The 17118-nt window shown below is 34.8% G+C and carries 17 protein-coding genes and 1 other annotated feature; of the genes, 6 read left to right on the top strand and 11 right to left on the bottom strand.

From position 1 onward, the window contains the following. Positions 1 to 258 precede the first annotated feature (258 nt). The 3 genes from tyrS to M3005_RS04810 all read right to left on the bottom strand — a co-directional run bounded on the left by tyrS (position 259) and on the right by M3005_RS04810 (position 4035). Entirely contained in the window at positions 259 to 1515 is a 1257-nt protein-coding gene (gene tyrS, locus M3005_RS04820) for a tyrosine--tRNA ligase (RefSeq protein ID WP_293794173.1), read from the bottom strand. A gap of 40 nt (positions 1516 to 1555) precedes the next feature. Beyond that, positions 1556 to 1771: a binding site (T-box leader), on the bottom strand. Positions 1772 to 1818: 47 nt separating this feature from the next. Continuing rightward, positions 1819 to 2589, bottom strand: coding sequence for a DUF4811 domain-containing protein (locus M3005_RS04815; RefSeq protein WP_293794172.1), 771 nt, complete (start codon positions 2587 to 2589; stop codon positions 1819 to 1821). A 3-nt stretch (positions 2590 to 2592) separates the two neighbouring features. Beyond that, positions 2593 to 4035 carry an MDR family MFS transporter gene (locus tag M3005_RS04810; RefSeq protein WP_293794171.1) on the bottom strand — a complete coding sequence of 481 codons (1443 nt, stop codon included), beginning with the start codon at positions 4033 to 4035 and terminating at the stop codon, positions 2593 to 2595. 155 nt (positions 4036 to 4190) lie between these two features. Between M3005_RS04810 and M3005_RS04805 the strand changes: the two genes are divergently transcribed. The 4 genes from M3005_RS04805 (at position 4191) to M3005_RS04790 (ending at position 7312) form a co-directional block, all read left to right on the top strand. Next, complete coding sequence (locus tag M3005_RS04805) at positions 4191 to 4655, top strand: MerR family transcriptional regulator (RefSeq protein WP_293794170.1); 465 nt, start codon at positions 4191 to 4193, stop codon at positions 4653 to 4655. Between the two features lie 209 nt (positions 4656 to 4864). Further along, on the top strand, positions 4865 to 6082 hold the full coding sequence (locus tag M3005_RS04800; protein ID WP_293794169.1) for a glycosyltransferase: 1218 nt from the start codon (positions 4865 to 4867) through the stop codon (positions 6080 to 6082). Further along, the gene (locus M3005_RS04795) at positions 6082 to 6393 is read left to right on the top strand and encodes a hypothetical protein (protein ID WP_293794168.1); all 312 of its coding nucleotides are present in this window, start codon (positions 6082 to 6084) and stop codon (positions 6391 to 6393) included. Before M3005_RS04800 ends, M3005_RS04795 begins: the two co-directional genes overlap by 1 nt. Next, positions 6383 to 7312: a polysaccharide deacetylase family protein gene (locus tag M3005_RS04790; RefSeq protein ID WP_293794166.1), complete on the top strand. Its 930-nt coding sequence runs from the start codon at positions 6383 to 6385 to the stop codon at positions 7310 to 7312. Before M3005_RS04795 ends, M3005_RS04790 begins: the two co-directional genes overlap by 11 nt. 86 nt (positions 7313 to 7398) lie before the next feature. Here M3005_RS04790 and M3005_RS04785 read toward each other — a convergent pair whose 3' ends face one another. Both M3005_RS04785 and M3005_RS04780 read right to left on the bottom strand, forming a co-directional pair. Next, positions 7399 to 8091: a 2,3-diphosphoglycerate-dependent phosphoglycerate mutase gene (locus tag M3005_RS04785; RefSeq protein WP_053949648.1), complete on the bottom strand. Its 693-nt coding sequence runs from the start codon at positions 8089 to 8091 to the stop codon at positions 7399 to 7401. Between the two features lie 69 nt (positions 8092 to 8160). Further along, positions 8161 to 9207 carry an AI-2E family transporter gene (locus tag M3005_RS04780; RefSeq protein WP_293794164.1) on the bottom strand — a complete coding sequence of 349 codons (1047 nt, stop codon included), beginning with the start codon at positions 9205 to 9207 and terminating at the stop codon, positions 8161 to 8163. A gap of 161 nt (positions 9208 to 9368) precedes the next feature. Between M3005_RS04780 and M3005_RS04775 the strand changes: the two genes are divergently transcribed. Both M3005_RS04775 and M3005_RS04770 read left to right on the top strand, forming a co-directional pair. Continuing rightward, complete coding sequence (locus M3005_RS04775) at positions 9369 to 10553, top strand: SAM-dependent methyltransferase (RefSeq protein ID WP_293794162.1); 1185 nt, start codon at positions 9369 to 9371, stop codon at positions 10551 to 10553. A 193-nt stretch (positions 10554 to 10746) separates the two neighbouring features. Further along, a complete protein-coding gene (locus M3005_RS04770; RefSeq protein WP_293794177.1) occupies positions 10747 to 11838 on the top strand; it encodes a PTS sugar transporter subunit IIC in 1092 nt (363 codons plus the stop codon). A 93-nt stretch (positions 11839 to 11931) separates the two neighbouring features. Here M3005_RS04770 and M3005_RS04765 read toward each other — a convergent pair whose 3' ends face one another. From M3005_RS04765 to M3005_RS04740, 6 genes are all read right to left on the bottom strand, one after another. Beyond that, the gene (locus M3005_RS04765; protein ID WP_293794161.1) at positions 11932 to 12264 is read right to left on the bottom strand and encodes an AzlD domain-containing protein; all 333 of its coding nucleotides are present in this window, start codon (positions 12262 to 12264) and stop codon (positions 11932 to 11934) included. 27 nt (positions 12265 to 12291) lie between these two features. Next, positions 12292 to 13026: an AzlC family ABC transporter permease gene (locus tag M3005_RS04760; protein ID WP_293794175.1), complete on the bottom strand. Its 735-nt coding sequence runs from the start codon at positions 13024 to 13026 to the stop codon at positions 12292 to 12294. A 253-nt stretch (positions 13027 to 13279) separates the two neighbouring features. Then, positions 13280 to 14650 carry a D-alanyl-D-alanine carboxypeptidase family protein gene (locus M3005_RS04755; RefSeq protein ID WP_293794160.1) on the bottom strand — a complete coding sequence of 457 codons (1371 nt, stop codon included), beginning with the start codon at positions 14648 to 14650 and terminating at the stop codon, positions 13280 to 13282. Further along, on the bottom strand, positions 14640 to 15848 hold the full coding sequence (locus M3005_RS04750; RefSeq protein WP_293794158.1) for a sensor histidine kinase: 1209 nt from the start codon (positions 15846 to 15848) through the stop codon (positions 14640 to 14642). Before M3005_RS04750 ends, M3005_RS04755 begins: the two co-directional genes overlap by 11 nt. After that, positions 15838 to 16527, bottom strand: coding sequence for a response regulator transcription factor (locus M3005_RS04745; protein WP_053949640.1), 690 nt, complete (start codon positions 16525 to 16527; stop codon positions 15838 to 15840). Before M3005_RS04745 ends, M3005_RS04750 begins: the two co-directional genes overlap by 11 nt. A gap of 114 nt (positions 16528 to 16641) precedes the next feature. Continuing rightward, positions 16642 to 17118, bottom strand: a 477-nt coding sequence (locus M3005_RS04740; protein ID WP_293794156.1) for an IMP dehydrogenase, incomplete at its 5' end; no start/stop codon positions are given.

Below are 17118 nucleotides of genomic sequence, written 5' to 3'. Positions count from 1 at the left end.
CACATCATCGATTATCAATCTTGTTCAGTTTTCAAAGATCTACCAATTTGTTATGTGTTATCTCAATTGACAACTTATATATCATAACAAGATTAACAAGCTGTGTCAACAACTTATTAATATTTATTTTCGTTAATGAATATCTTTTTGAAATTCTTTTTAACGACTTTTATTATTATGCCAGATATCCGATTCAAAGTCAATGATATATTACAAAAAAAGCGAATTGATTTTCATCAACTCGCTTTAAAAATATTTTTATTTAATTCGTGCTAAGTAGTACTTTTTCTTTCCTCTTCTAACAACGACAAATTTTCCGTCGAATGATTGACTAGGATCAATATCAGCATCAACGTCATCTACTTTTTCACCGTTAATTCTGATTGCACCATTCTTAACATCTTCTCTAGCTTGTCTTCTGGATGGTTCAATTTCTGTATCATCTGCAAGCCATTCAACAATGTTTTTCTTGTTAGCACTAACTTCTACTGACGGCATGTTCTTGAATCCAGTTTCTACTTCTGCAGTAGTTAAATCTTGAACGTTACCTGAGAATAATGCTTCAGTGATGTTTTGCGCTTCGACAACAGCATCTTTACCGTGAACAAATTCAGTTACTTCTTCAGATAAACGACGTTGCGCTTCACGTTTCCAAGGTTCGTTTTTAACCTTATCTTCTAAGTCTTCGATTTCTTCTTTATCTAAGAATGTGAAGTACTTCAAGTACTTAATAACATCCCTATCATCTGTATTAATCCAGAATTGGTAGAATTCGTAAGGAGTAGTCTTTTCAGGATCTAACCACACTGCTCCTCCTTCAGTCTTACCAAACTTAGTTCCATCAGCCTTAAGCATTAATGGAATGGTTAAACCAAATGCCTTTGCATCTGCACCTTGGGTCTTATGAATCAATTCGATACCACCGGTAATGTTACCCCATTGGTCGGCACCACCGATTTGTAATTCAACGTCATTATTTTTGTATAGATGTTCAAAATCCATTGCTTGTAAAATTTGGTAAGTGAATTCAGTGTATGAAATTCCTGTTTCTAAACGACTTGAAACAATTTCCTTATTTAACATTGTGTTAACGTTAAATCTCTTCCCGTAATCACGTAAGAAATCTAATAGTGAGAATTGTGAAGTCCAGTCGTAGTTGTTTACGATTTGGAATTTACCGTCTTCTCCAAATAACTTCTTCATTTGGTTAGTTAAACGTTCTTCATTGTATTTAACTTGTTCCATACTTTGTAGTTTTCTTTCTGCTTTCTTACCAGAAGGATCACCAATTGAACCTGTTGCTCCCCCAATTAAAATAACTGGTTTAAATCCAGCTAATTGGAATCTCTTTAAAATCATAAATGGAATTAAGTGTCCCACGTGCATACTATCCCCGGTTGGGTCAATTCCAGCATATAGACCAAATTTCTTTTCGTTAACTTCTTTCTTTAGTCCTTCTGCATCTGTTTGTTGATTAATAGCACCACGCCATTGTAAATCATCAATAATGTCCATGTGTAATCCCTCCAAATAAAAAGTCCCTGACAAATAAATTGTCAGGGACGAAATGTTGTTTGTTAATCCGCGTTACCACCCAAGTTATCATATTAAAAAATATAATCTCTCATATCATTGTTAACGAAATGACTCGTCCGTATATGGATAAGCTCGGTAGCTGTAATTCTTTAATGCGTCGGCCTAATTTGCAGTAACATTAGGTTTCTAATTTCCAGTTCACATTAAATACTGGTAACTACTTCTTAGCTATTTATTAAATAGATACTATCATAATAATCAGCCTTGAAATAAATGTCAACATTATTTAATTTTACTTAATGCTTCCTTGATCATTGGCATCATCTTTTGTAGCGCTTCTGCTTGCGCTTTAGCTTGGAATTCAGCAGTTGCTTTCTTGATAACTGCATTTTGTTGAGCTGATGTCATCTTAGGATTTTTCATCATAGCTGCTTTTACTTGGGCTTGCACATATTCTGCACCAGCTTGCTTCATGGCAGCTTGACTTGCAGCATTGTTGTTCTTAGCACTAATTTCTTTAATAATAGATGGTAGTGCTTTTGCTTGGTTTACAGTTAATACCATCCATGATTTTGGTACATAGAAGTAATGAACTGTTTTAACACGTGTTGGTTTTTGGGCTAAACCAAACCAGAAACTGTTAGCTGATGAATTGTATTCATACTTAACAGTCTTAGTAACTAATTTAGCTTTACTATCATTAATAGTAATAATTTTGTTTTCTACCTTATCGGTACTTGTAGGGTTAGCTTTTGATTGTTTTTCACTGGTACGGAAAATAACCACTTTATCTTTACCAGAAGTTCCGATTGGTTGGTACATTAAAGCATCAAATCCCTTAGGAATACTTGATACTAATGTAGAAGTCTTTTCACTTGTTACCTTGTGCATCCCATAATGATTATGGAAATTAATAGTAATAAAGAAAGTAGATAAGATGAATAGTACTGCAAATACGATTGAAGTAATTGTGTGTAGTGCCTTATTCTTAGTAACTAAGTTGAAGCAGTAGAAGAATAAGAACGCTGAAATACATAGTACAAATAAAATCATTGTTTATTTACCTCCCCTTTTACTGTCATGTAGCCAGAATGTTGCAATAAAACCAATAATGATAAATACTGCGGCTACCCAGAATGCTGCGTGGTATCCATTTAACGTTGCTGAGATCACAGAATCTTTGTAAGCTAATGGATCTAGTTTTAATAGTGACTTAGCAGGCATGTTGTTTGTAGTTACATTTGTAAGAATTGAAACTAAAACAGCAGTAGCAATGGCCGCACCAACTTGTCTTACAGTATTGTTAACGGCAGTCCCATGACTAATCTTGTCATCAGGTAGAGCGTTCATACCAAAAGTAGTTGATGGCATCATTACTAAGGCCATCCCGAATGTTCTCACCGCATATAAAATAATGATGTAAACAATTCCGGTGTTTTCAGTAATGTATGCAAATGGAAGTGTTCCGAAGAACAATAGTACTAAACCAGTTACGATTAATTTCCTAGCACCGTGCTTATCAAAGATAGCACCGGCAAATGGAGAAACAATCCCCATCATCAAAGCACCAAGTAATAAACTTAATCCTGAATGGAACGCATTCATTCCACGCACGATTTGTAGGTATAGTGGCAATACCATTTCAAAACCAACTAAAGCCATCATCGTAATTGAACCTAGAATAGTAGCAACTGTGAATTTAGTTGACTTGAAAACACGAATGTCTAAGAATGGCTTGTCGATTACTAATTGACGCCAAATGAATAATACGATGAAGATTGCACCAACGATTAAAGTTGAAATAACAGTAGTGCTACCCCAACCATCAGTACCAACTTCTGAGAATCCATATAATGCACTACCAAAACCAATAGTTGATAGGATTAATGATAAGACATCAATCTTTTCTTTCTTAGTAGGTAGGATTGGACGCATGTAGTATAGACCTAATAAGATCACAATCGCGACGATTGGAATAATGATTCCAAATAAATCACGCCAAGTGTAGTTAATTAAAATCCAACCTGATAATGTTGGTCCAATTGCAGGTGCTAATCCGATAACAACTCCAGATAGTCCCAACGCAGCACCACGTTTTTCAGGTGGAAAGATTCTTAGCATAATAGTTTGTAGTAGTGGCATTGTTACTCCTACTCCAAGTGCTTGAACTAAACGACCAGCTAATAGTGTTCCAAAATTTGGCGCAAAAAAAGCTAGTATTGTTCCAGCTTCAAAGACGACCATTGCGCCTAAGTATAGCCATTTAGTATTAACACGGTTAGATAACCAAGCACTAACCGGAATAACGATTCCATTCACTAACATAAATCCAGAAGTTAACCATTGTACTGTTGAAGTACTAATGGAGAAATCCTTCATTAATGTTGGAAACGCAGTTGCTAAAATTGTTTGATTTAAAATAGTACAGAAAGTACCAACCAATAAGATGATGACTAACATAATCTTATTGTATGATTTTCCGTTTACATCTACGTTCATATTCTGACCCCTTTTCCAATAAAAATAATTTCCTCTATAAATTTCGACAAAGACTAATATACAACCTTAAAAAAACATTGTCAATAAATTTGACAACGTTTTTAAAAAATATATAATTATTTATAACAATTATATAAAAAAGGAGTGTGACACTATTGAAGAAGAAATACTCTAAAGAAGAAATCAATGACTATTCTAAGCGTATTCAGAGTTTAATGAGTAACTTAGATTTATCTATTGGCATTGGTGGATTATCTAGAACTTGTAATGTGCCACAAAGTAAAATCAGATATTGGGAACAAAAAGGATATATTGGTTGTCATAAAGGTGACAAAAATACGAACCACCGTTATCCCTACTCTGCTGTTATTAAAGTTGAATTAATTAAATCATTCTTAGATTCTGGCTATACACTAGCCAAAGCTGCTGAAAAAGCATCCGTCTTTGATGAAACCGGTAGCCTCCTTCATCGTATTGCTAGACAAAGATTTGAATCTATTAATGTTGTTGATGAAAATACGGCGGTCGACATGGGACCGATTAAAGACGATCCGGAACACCACATCATGTTTGTTGATGAAGACGGTACTTTAACCGCTCAAATTGTTAAAAAAGATTAAAAATGAATTTCAGATATGGAATTCATTTTTTGTTTGTAATAAGATGGTCACAAGAGTGCTCGGACTTTGATATATTCGAGCTTTTACTTTATAATTACAATATGATAAACATGTGGTTTTTTGGAATACATATGAATATCAAATTAAGATATTTAAATTTATTCTAATGTCTTATTTATTTAGTGATCCTTAAGGAGGAAGTCATTATAATGTGGTTTTTAGGTTTAATTAACGACTTTATTATTGGTTATCCAATTGCCGTTTCCGCTATCTGGATCGTAGGTGCTATCTATGGAAGCATCTTTAGACGTTCCGAAAAATTCGCTAATGTGGATGGTTCTGATTTAGTTTCTATTTTAGTTCCCGCCCATAACGAAAGCGATACTTTAAACGAAGCAATCCAATCAATTTCAAACATCGATTACAAGAATTTCGAAGTAGTCCTAATCGATGATAAAAGTGATGATGATACATTAGATATTATGTACAGATTGCAAAAGCAATACGCTGACCAATTTACAATTAAAGTTGTTCCAATCGACGTTAACCAAGGAAAAGCTAACGCCATGAACCAAGGCTTCGCTGTGGCTGAAGGTGAATACATTGTCGGTATCGACTCTGATTCCCTACTAGCTAAAAATTCAGTGAGCGAATTGGTAAAGACACTTAAGTCTAATGAAAAACTAGGTGCCATTGCTGGTAAACCAGTTGTTAGAAACAGAACTACTGTTTTAGGTCGTCTTCAATTACTAGAATACATCGGTGTGATTGATATCATTAAGAAAGCCCAAGCATTCTTATATGGTCGTATCAATACCGTTTCCGGTGTTATCGTAGGATTCAGAAGAGCCGCCCTACTTGATGTAGGTGGTTGGCACACTGATGTTATTACAGAAGATATCGATATTACTTGGAGAATGTATCGTAAAGGTTGGCAAGTTAGTTACCAACCATCAGCTGTTTGTTGGATCTTAGTTCCTGAAAACACTAAGAACTTAATTAAGCAACGTCGTCGTTGGGCTCGTGGTGGTATGGAAGTTATCGCCAAGAACAATGATTTATTATTACACGGTACTATTACTCAAAAAGCATTAATGTATGAAACAATCATTAGTAGTTTATGGGCTGTTTTAACAGCACTAAGTACAATTTCATATTTCTTCAACTTAATCTTAATTCATGAAGTTCAATTAGATGGTGACGTTTTACTAGTCCTAATCATCGTAAGTATATTGCAATTTATTATTGGTTTTACTGGATCTCATGAATCAGCCCTACTAAGCTTTGTTGATTTACTACTAATCCCTGCATATATTGTTTACTACTGGATGGTCAACTTAATTTCATGTATCTTAGCTTTAGTTTCATTCTTCTTAGATCCTGAAAACGTTGGTACCTGGAGTAGTCCTGACCGGGGGGTAAAATAATGAAAAAAAATTACGATAAAGATTACGAAACATTTGTAGTTAGAAAGAAAAGTAGTTTACTAAGAAGATTATTCCATATCGCATTGTTCACAATCCTATGGCTATACGTCGTCTTTGTATTAGTTGTTAACTTCGCCTTTTTGTTCGGCTTCTACAGTGACGACTTTGTTAGTTTCTACCTATTATTAAATCTAAACTATCAACTATATATGAAGTTACTAATCGCTGTAATCCTCTTAATAGGATTAACTGCAATTTACTCTAGCTTTAGATTGGTATACCTACGGAGGGTCAATAAGGATGTCAAATAAAGATAAAAAAATGACTAGAAAGCAACGTAAGATAATTGTTATTGTCTTAGGAATTGCACTATTTCTATTAATGTCATTTACCATCCACAAATCAGTGGAATATGATAAAGGTAGTAGTGAATACTACGGTTTAACTAAACAAGAAGAAAAAGCCAAAAATGGAATTATTGTTTTCTGTTATCACCGTATTTTAAAGAACAACCTAGGTGTTAACCTATCAAGAACTTTATCCACTAACTCTCAACTTCATGATTTTGATGTTCCTTTAAACCACTTTAAAGAACAAATGAAGTTTTTACATGATCACAACATTAAAGTGATTTCAGGTGCAGAGATGGTTAAGATGACTAACTCAAACAAGCCTATCAAGGGTAAGTACGCTGTTCTATCATTTGATGATATCGACAGAACTACCATCGATAACGCCATTCCAGTAATGAAGAAGTACAAGTATCCATTTACTACCTTCATCATCACTGGTAACACTGGTCGTTACCGTGAAGGTACTCAACTAGCTACTTGGTCACAATTAAAGTACGCGCAAAAAGAAGCTGGTAAGCTAATGACTATTGGTGTTCACACCAACAACATGCATTACTTAACTGCTAACCTAGTGCCTATCTTTAACCTACCAAAGAACTACGATCGTTTTACTAAAGACTTTGTTAAATCAAGACAAGTTCTGCTAAAACACACAGGTACTTATGCAGAGTCATTCGCCTACCCTTACGGTGGTGGTACTCCTAGAATTTCTCAATTCTTAGCTACTCAACACTTAGGTTGGGTCGGTACCCTAGATTCCGGAACTGTTTACAACAACGGTAACGGTGATCACAGTGATTTGATTTACACACCAAGAATGATTATTAACACCAATAGTTGGCCAAGTATTCGTGAATGGTTATCTGCTAAATCATAAAAATTAAAGCCATCCTCATTGAGGATGGCTTTTTTAGTATCTTTATTTATATATAAAATAAAAAGCCCTTAAAGGGCTTTATTTTATTACTTATCTAATTTTGATTTGTTTACTACTTCTAGCTTATCGTTGAATTCGTAAACAACTGGTTCACCAGTCTTCATTTCAAGATCCATGATGTCATCATCAGAGATTCTTTCAATGTACTTGCTTAATGCACGTAGTGAGTTACCGTGTGCAGCAATGATAACGTTCTTGTTATCTAATAGCTTAGGAGCAATTTCGTCAGCCCATAGAGGCATAACACGTTCTAGAGTAACCTTTAGGTTTTCACCACCAGGGATTAAGTTAGGATCTAAGTCCTTGTAACGACGGTCGTTTACAGCAGAACCTTCGTCATCTGCACTCAATAGTGGAGGTAAAGTATCGTATGAACGACGCCAAATGTGAACTTGTTCGTCTCCGTACTTTTCAGCAGTTTCTTCTTTGTTTAGACCTTGTAGACGACCGTAATGACGTTCGTTTAATCTCCAAGTCTTAGTTTCTGGGACCCATAGTTGGTCTGATTCTTCTAATGCGTAGTGAAGAGTCTTGATGGCACGTTTTAGAACTGAAGTGTATGCAAAATCAAATTCTAGACCTGCCTTCTTAACTAATTTACCAGCTTCTTTAGCTTCTTCAACACCCTTGTCGCTTAAATCAACATCTTCCCAACCAGTGAATTGGTTTGATAGGTTCCATTGACTTTGTCCGTGACGGATTAATACAAGTTTTGACATGAGTTGAAAACCCCTTTCAATTTCTTAAATAACAATACAATTCTACACCAAAATAGAAAAATTTACATCCTATTTAGTAATTCTCTTTATATTTATTGTCTTTTTCTTTTGTCCTTTAACTCCTAAAAGTTCTAAGAAGAACGCTAGAATAGGAACTGAGACGATTAATCCCCAGGCACCAAAAATTTCTTCACCAATTAATAATGCGCAGAAAGTGTAGAAAATTGGTAGTTCTGTTCTAGAAGACATTAGTTTTGGATTCAATACGTAAGCTTCCACAAAATGAATCACTGCGATCATTACTACTAAGTAAATGATGTATTTAAATCCTCCTACCGAGTAACCCACAATTGATAATGGCACTAGTGAAATAATTACTCCGGCCACAGGAACTAAACTTAAAACAAAAACCATTAAAGCAAGAATAATTAAATCAGGAATTCCTAAGATAGCTAACACAACCGTTGTGAAAATAGTATTAAATAGCGCAATTAGGAATTGAGCTTCCAACACCACCCCAAAGGTCTTGGTAAAAGTCTTAGCGAAGTAGTAAATGTCTTGGAAGAACCATGAAAATTCTGCATCCAAGAAACGTTTACTAAATTCTGCCATTGATTTTTCTTCCAATGTAAAGAAGAAACTCAAGATTAATGATAAGAAGAATGTGACACCCATTTGACCAATACTTGATAAGTAATCAAAGATGACACTAACACTACCCTTCATTTCACTGATGAAATTAGAACGATGAATGAATTCAACAATCATTTCTTTAATTTGAGTAGTTCCATGAAGATTACTAGGATCTTCATAGAATTGAATGATATGCTTAGATGCTGCGATTGCTTGATCATAAATGACCGGTGAGTAAATCGCAACGACCGCGACAATTCCAGCAATAAACAATAGATATGTTAATATCACTAAAATGGGTGCTGGTATTTTGACATATTTTCTAATAAAGTTTACTAATTTAGTAACCAATAATGAGAAAATAAATGTCAATAACAGCATGCTCATCATATCGCGCATAATGAATAGCACGAAGATGATTAAAATCAAGACACACCAACGTCTTAAAGCAACGTTAGCGAGAAATTTATCCCACAGTTTCATAAGCCACCTCGCTATTATTTTTTCTGTAGCTACATTATAACATTTTAAATATTAAATTTTATTTAATTAAACCAAATTCTATAAGTCCAAATTTTACAAAAATTTATTACAAAAGAGTATAATTGGTCTCGTGGTTTATTATTAGAGAAAGGACTGTTCGCATGTTTGAAAAAACTTTTTTTAAAACATTTTTTAAACACGGATTTAACGAACCAATTCAAGTAAATTATTGGGACGGCAAATCTGAAAAATATGGCGATGGCGAAGTCAAAGCCGTTATTACCATGAAAGAACCTATTCCAATTAAGGATATTAGAAAAAACGCTTCTATTGCTTTAGGTGAAGCATATATGGATGGCAAGATTGACGTTGATGGTAACATTGAAGACTTAATCGTTTCTGCATATCAAAAATCAACTAGTTTTATTCGCGACCATAAATACATTAATTTCCTACCTAAGCAAAATCATAATGAGTCCACAAGTAAAAAGGACATCCAAAGTCACTACGATATTGGTAATGACTTCTACAAGATTTGGTTAGATAAGACAATGACTTATTCATGTGCTTACTTTGATGAACCTGATGGTGACTTATACGAAGCTCAAATGAGAAAAGTACGTCACATCATCGAAAAATTAAATCCTAAGCCTGGTCGTACCCTTCTAGACATTGGTTGTGGTTGGGGTACATTAATGCTAACTGCCGCCAAAGAATATGGCTTAAATGTGGTTGGGGTAACATTAAGTCAAGAACAATGTGATTACGTAAACTCACAAATTGAAAAATTTGGTTTACAAGATCAAGCAGAAGTTCGCCTACAAGATTACCGTCAATTAGGTGACGAACACTTCGACTACATTACTTCAGTAGGAATGTTCGAACACGTTGGTAAAGAAAATTTAGACGAATACTTCTCATGCATCAACAAATACTTAAAAGACCACGGGGTTGCTTTAATTCATGGAATTACAAGACAACAAGGTGGTGCCTATAACGGTTGGATTAACAAGTACATCTTCCCAGGTGGATACATTCCAGGAATGACCGAAAACCTAGATCACATCGTTAAAAATGGTCTTCAAATTTTTGATTTAGAGTCATTAAGAAGACACTACCAATACACATTGGAACATTGGGATAGAAACTTTAACGATCATTTAGACGAAGTTAAAAAAGTAATGGGTGATGACGAACGCTTCATTAGAATGTGGGACTTATACCTTAAGACTTGTGCCGGTTCATTTAAGGCTGGAAATATTGATGTTATGCAATACTTAATTTCTAAAGGCCCTTCAGGACAAGAACTACCAATTACTCGTGACTACATGTACGAAAATAAATAATAATCACCTAATAAAAACACTGATGAAATTTCGTCAGTGTTTTTTTATTTTATCTTGCTTTTATATTATTTCCGTGTTTAAATAGATTAAATTTTAATTAGAACACGTCTAATCTAAATTTAATTTTATGCTTATATTAAGTAAAGGAGTTGATTCAATTATGATAAATTCAACAGCGAAAGATTCGCCCCAGATGGATGCTGCCAACATGGCAGATTTCAAAGTAAAGTCTGTGTTTAAGGATAGTGTTTATTTAGTTTTTAACGGGGTATCTAATGCCATTTTAGTCTGCTTAGGTGTTGGATTATTATTAGGAGCTATTGCCAATTTTGTTCACTGGACTGCCTTAGCTCAAATTGGATTAATTTGTCAATACTTAATGGCTCCCGCAATTGGAGCCGCGGTCGCCTCTCAACTAAAAACGAATACATTAGTTTTATTTAGTTCCATGATTGCTGCAACTGTTGGTGCGAACAATGTCTTCTTCACATCCGCAGTAACTAATGCAGTCACTGCAACAGGCCATGTTTTACCACAACCTGCTGGTTCCGCTGTATTCATGATTGGACAACCAGTTAGTGCCTTAGGTGGTGCCGTCGTTGCAACTATGATTGGAAAGTACTTAACAGGAAAAACTCCATTAGACATGTTCTTAGTTCCCTTCTCCGCTACTGGAATTGGTTCAATCGCTGCATTAGCATTTGCTACCGTAACCACTCCCGCATTGGTTTGGCTATCAGGTGTAATCGCTAAATCAATGGTGGTTAACCCATTCTTAGGATCATTTGTTATCGCCGTTGTTTGGTCCATCTTCTTGATGACCCCTGCTTCTTCAGCAGCCCTAGCAATTGCGGTTATGCTAGATCCATTATCTTCCGGAGCTGCCTTATTAGGAACAACCGCTCAATTTGTTTCATACACTGTAATGTCATACCGCGTTAACAAACCAGGTGCTAACATCGCTCAAGGTTTAATCACCCCTAAAGTGCAATTTGGTAATATTACTAAAAATCCATACATCGCTATCCCCGGCATGATTTCTTCTGCAATTATTGGACCAATTGGTACTTTAGTATTTCATTTCTCAGTATCTTACAAATTAGCTGGACTAGGACTTAACTCACTTATCGCCCCTATTACAATCGCTTCCCAAAGAATCCCAGAGTTAATCACTTACCTAGTCCTAGGCGTTGTCGTTCCTGCTGTCATTTCAGTAGTTCTAGTGAAAGTGCTTAAAGCTACTCACAAGATTAAAGACGAAGACATGCGTATCGATCTTATCTAATGTTTGAAACCATGATAAAAAAACTTCCTATAAAATAACGAATATAATAATTTAAAAATCCCTAGCGAAATTCGCTAGGGATTTGTTTTTTGTCTATATAAATGCGGCAAGAATTAATACTGCGGCCAATCCTAAAATAACAGATAATGCCATTGAACGAGTCCAATACGCAATGATGAACACGATTAGAGCAGCAATTAATTCGGGTGCTTTACCAGCAACTGATAAAGTATATGATGAGGTAATACATAAATCTTTTACTACCAATGAAGTAAATAATGCAATTGGGATATAACCCATCCATTCGTTAAACCACTTAGGAATCTTTCTAGTTCTAAAGAAAGCTAGTGGGACAAATCTAGGGATAAATGCAACTGCAAAACATAACATTATCAACCAAAAGTGTTGAGTTGAATTCCATTCCATAGAGTATCTCCTAATCCGTTGTACAAACTAATCCATCTCTTCTTCAAACTTATCTTCAGGTGACCCAGCAGGGTTCTTGAATAAGCGAAGTAAACGATTCTTCTTATATCTTTCGTAATGACTTCTAATCCATGATTCAACGAAAAATCCCACAAAAGATGCTAATAATGTAGATACCACTAAACCTAAAGTGGATTTCATTAATAACATAAATAATATTGCTAATCCAATTGTTAAAATAATCACCAATAACTTAAGTAGTGATTTCATTTGCATCACAATCATGTAAATGAATAACGCGGTTAACGCAAAGTGCACCACGGTTAAATTAATAGATAAAGAAGAGCCTACGACACTACCAATGATGGTACTTACTGTCCACACCACTAATGCATAGTGCTCGATTTGAAGAGCATCGGCAGCAGTAAACTTCTTATCAGTGGAAAGCTTCAAGTAGTTAACAGCGTACGTTTCATCGTTCAATGAAACGGCAAAGAATACTGTAAACCAGAATGATTTCCCTTGTAAGTACTTAGAGATACTAGATCCTAATAATGCGTATCTTAATTCCAAGAAGAACATCATGATAACAATCGATAATAATGGTGAATTAATTGTCAGCATGGAAGCAATTAAGAACTGAGCTCCACCTGAAAACACCATTAATGATACTAATGCGGTTAATAACGTATTAAAACCAGCAGCATGTAGTAAAATACCACACGCAATTCCAATGGGAACGTAGCTAATATTCAAAGGCATTGCTGTTTTTAAATTGGTTAGCCAACGCGGTTCATTTGGATTTGGTACTTGCTTTGTCAAATAATATTCCCCCGTTTAAAAACAATAGGTCTTAATTTTCAACGATTTAAGTTGTATGAAAAAAATCAAACGTTATTAATATTATAACGCAAATTACTTTAAATTATCTAACTTATTTGCATAAATTTAGCCAAACTTTATTACATTCTAATTTAGAGCATTAAAAAAAGAGTTATCATTTTGATAACTCTTTTTAGAACCAGTTGGTGATTGAACGCCAAAATCTAACAAAAATATTAGCCTTATCAATTTGGTCTTTCGCGATTAAATTAACTGTTGTTGGAACCCCTTTAATATAACGAATTCCAGCAAATTTTGCTTGAGCAATTGTATCACCGACTTTAAAACTTCCAGCGTCAACACCATTGCCTTTCGCGTATTTACTAATCGCACTAATCTTAGTAACTTTCAAGCTTTGCTTGTTAGTCAACCAAACACCTTGATTATCTTTAACCCCTAGTTCAACTGATTCTTGTTTCCCATTAGGGACATCAATCACACTATTATGCTGGCGGTTAGTTGCAACAGAGAGACTTTCGCCCTTATTTAAATTCACATAATGGTATTTAGCGTAAACGTATTTCATTAACTTTCTAGTTTGAATAAAACGAGCTGGATCATATTGGCCACCATTCGGAACTCCCATTACCACTGTAATGATACGGTGACCATTTTTTACGGCAGTTCCAGTAAAACAAGCTTTAGCAGTATCTGAAGTTCCCGTTTTTAAACCATCAACCTTAATATCTGGTAGTGCTTGGCTACGACCTTTTATCATCCAATTCCAATTTAACATAGTGGTATTTTCAAATTGGGTCGTATTAGCTGAACTGGTTTTTAGAATTTGTGGATACAAACGTAAAATATTCATTGTTAACAATGCCATGTCCCGTGCTGATAATTCATTTTCAGCATTGTATGAAGCATTAGCAAAACCAAGCGAACCTACTTCACCATTGGTTAATCCACAAGCAGTATAAACTTTGGCATCAGTAATACCGATTTTCTTGGCTTCAGAACGCATCATTAATGCGAATCGTTGCGTACTTCCATGTGCAACTCCATAACCTAAAGCCATTGTCGCAGCATTTTCAGAATATAGGGCGGCCTGATATAGCTGTCTAATTGTATACTTCTTACCTAAGGTTAATTTAACATTAGCATAGTTATGATCAACGCTTAGGTCATGTAATGCTTTATTGATAGTAACTTTATCATTCCAATGAATTTTGCCTTCCTTAATATGTTTAAGTGTTACATATAAAGTTAGCACCTTACTCATTGAAGCAGTTGGTAACGATTGATAAGCGTTTTTCTCATATAAAACTTGACCAGTTTTGTAATCAATTGCAATAGCTGCTTTAGCAGTTAATGAAAGTGGTTGATTGTGTTTTAATAAATAACTTGTTTCTTTATCTAATAACTGACTTCTCTTAATTTCCACAGCCTTACTAGTATTGGAGTCAGCAACGTTCGTAGCAGCTGAAGCCATCACAGGTGTGGATAGTAAAATCATTAGACTTACTATTACTAAGTTACTCTTAATAGCAAGTTTATTTAGCATCTTCGATGACCTCCTGATTTTCCTCTTCATGTCTGCTTGGCTCTAACTTTTCACCATGCTTAATTGGCAAATGAAGTGTAAATGTTGTTAGTTCATCACTAGATGCTACTGAACAATATCCTCCATGAATATTAACCACTTCATAAACAATTGCTAAACCTAAACCAGTTCCCCCGGTAGATTTATTTCTGGAAGTTTCTACTCGGTAAAAGCGATCGAATACATGATTTAGTGATTCTTCAGGAATCTTTTCTCCATCATTAGAAACCTTAATTTCTAATTCTTTTTCATTCACCCTAAAACCTTCAATATAGATATTCTTTCCACCAATACCATATTTTAATGCGTTAGTTATTAAATTATTTATAGCACGAGCTAAATCATTAGGACTGGCATCAATTATCAAGTTATCAAAGTTAGTTTTACTATGAATTTGCATTCCCATTTCGTCCATCTCTAAATCGAATTCCGCAGCAATTTGATCTAGCATAGCCTTCATTTCAATCTTATGAGTTTCTAACTTATTAAAATCCTTATCAGTAATCTTAGTATATTCAAACAAATCATCAGCTAAAGACTTCATTTGATTGGCTTTAGAATATGCAACGTGTATAAATTTATATAGCTCTTCTTCACTGGTAAATTGTTTATTCTCAATCAATCCCAAGTACCCAATTATTGAAGTCAATGGTGTTCTAATATCATGAGAAACATTTGAAATTAATTCATCCTTAGAACGTTCAGTATTTAATTCTTCTGACATTGAATGAATAACGTTATTGACCAATATATTAATACTATCAACTATTTTTTGATCATCACCTAATAGTTTATAGGGAATTGTATAGTCAAAATTACCATCAGCTATGTAGTGTAAATCACGAATAATGTGTTGTTCTTGTATACGTTTATAATGCATAAATAATCTAATATACAAAACAAACATATCAAGAGCGGCTATCATAACAATAAATCCATTACTCCAACTCCATAATTCAATATGATTTCCAGCTATCAAGGAGTTTCCAAAACGAATTAAAGCATTTCGCCAATCAGGATGAGTGGAATAGTATACCTCTGTAGCAAAAAAAACCAAAAAGTTAATAATTAAAATAAACAAACTAGTTAAAACAGCATCAGTAATTAAGCTGATGCGCTCTTTATGTGTTAGCTTGATTGTTTTTGTATTAGTCTTCATTGATTCTATATCCAACTCCCCAAACAGTTTCGATAATCTTCTTACCGTCAGTAGCTTCTTCTAACTTATCACGTAAGTGACTAACATGGACCATAACAGTCTTAGCTGAAATGATACTTTCTTGACGCCAAACACGTTCGAAAATTTCGTTCGCTGAGTATACACGACCTGGATGGCTAGCTAGTAAGTATAAAATACCAAATTCAATTGCAGTTAATTGAATTGTGCTACCATCTTCGGTCTTAACTTCATGAGATTCACGATTAATAGTTAATGATGAAACGTTTAATACTTCTGGTTCACCAACAACTACTTTATCGGTATAACGGCGTAAAATAGAATGCATTCTTGCCATTACTTCAAGTGGATTAAATGGTTTTGTGATGTAATCATCTGCCCCACCAACTAATCCTTCAATCTTATCGATATCTTCAGCCTTCGCTGAAAGAATCATGATTGGTAAACTGATTTCTCTTCTAACACGCTTTAGAACTTCGAAACCAGACATCTTAGGCATCATTATATCTAAGATCATTAGACCTACATCTGAGTTCTTTCTTAATTCTGTTAATGCTGCTTCACCGTCATTTACGATAACGGTTTCGTATCCTTCGTTTCTTATGTAAATCTTTAGTAATTCAGCAATTTCTTGATCGTCGTCAACTACTAGTACTTTCATCGAAACGCCGCCCTCTTTCTTAAATTGTTGTATAGATTAATATTAACATAATCTTAAGCTTTGTTATATAAATCTATACAAAAAAAGATGCTAAAATTAGCATCTTTTCATTTTTTATTTATAATTTGGTGCAGCTTTTGTAATTTGAACGTCATGTGGGTGAGATTCGATTAAACCAGCACCGGTAATTTGAACAAATTGTGCATTATCATTCATTGCTTGAATGTCTTTTGAACCAGTGTATCCCATTGCGGCGCGAAGACCACCAACCATTTGGAAAACAACATCTTTAGCTGAACCTTTGTATTCAACACGAGCTTCGATTCCTTCTGGAACTAGCTTGTTAGCTTCGTTAACTTCACCTTGGAAGTATCTGTCAGCTGAACCATGTTGCATAGCACCAACACTACCCATTCCACGGTAAGCTTTGTACTTAACACCGTCTTCTTCGAAGATATCACCTGGTGCTTCGTCAGTACCTGATAGCATGCTTCCTAGCATTACGGCATTACCACCGGCAGCGATGGCTTTAGCAGCATCACCAGAGTACTTGATACCACCATCAGCGATGATTGGCTTGCCCCATTTTCT

Source organism: Apilactobacillus sp. (genome assembly GCF_025290035.1).
Classification (GTDB): domain Bacteria; phylum Bacillota; class Bacilli; order Lactobacillales; family Lactobacillaceae; genus Apilactobacillus.
Note: the sequence above shows the minus strand (reverse complement) of the source record. Positions and strands in the feature narration are given on the sequence as shown.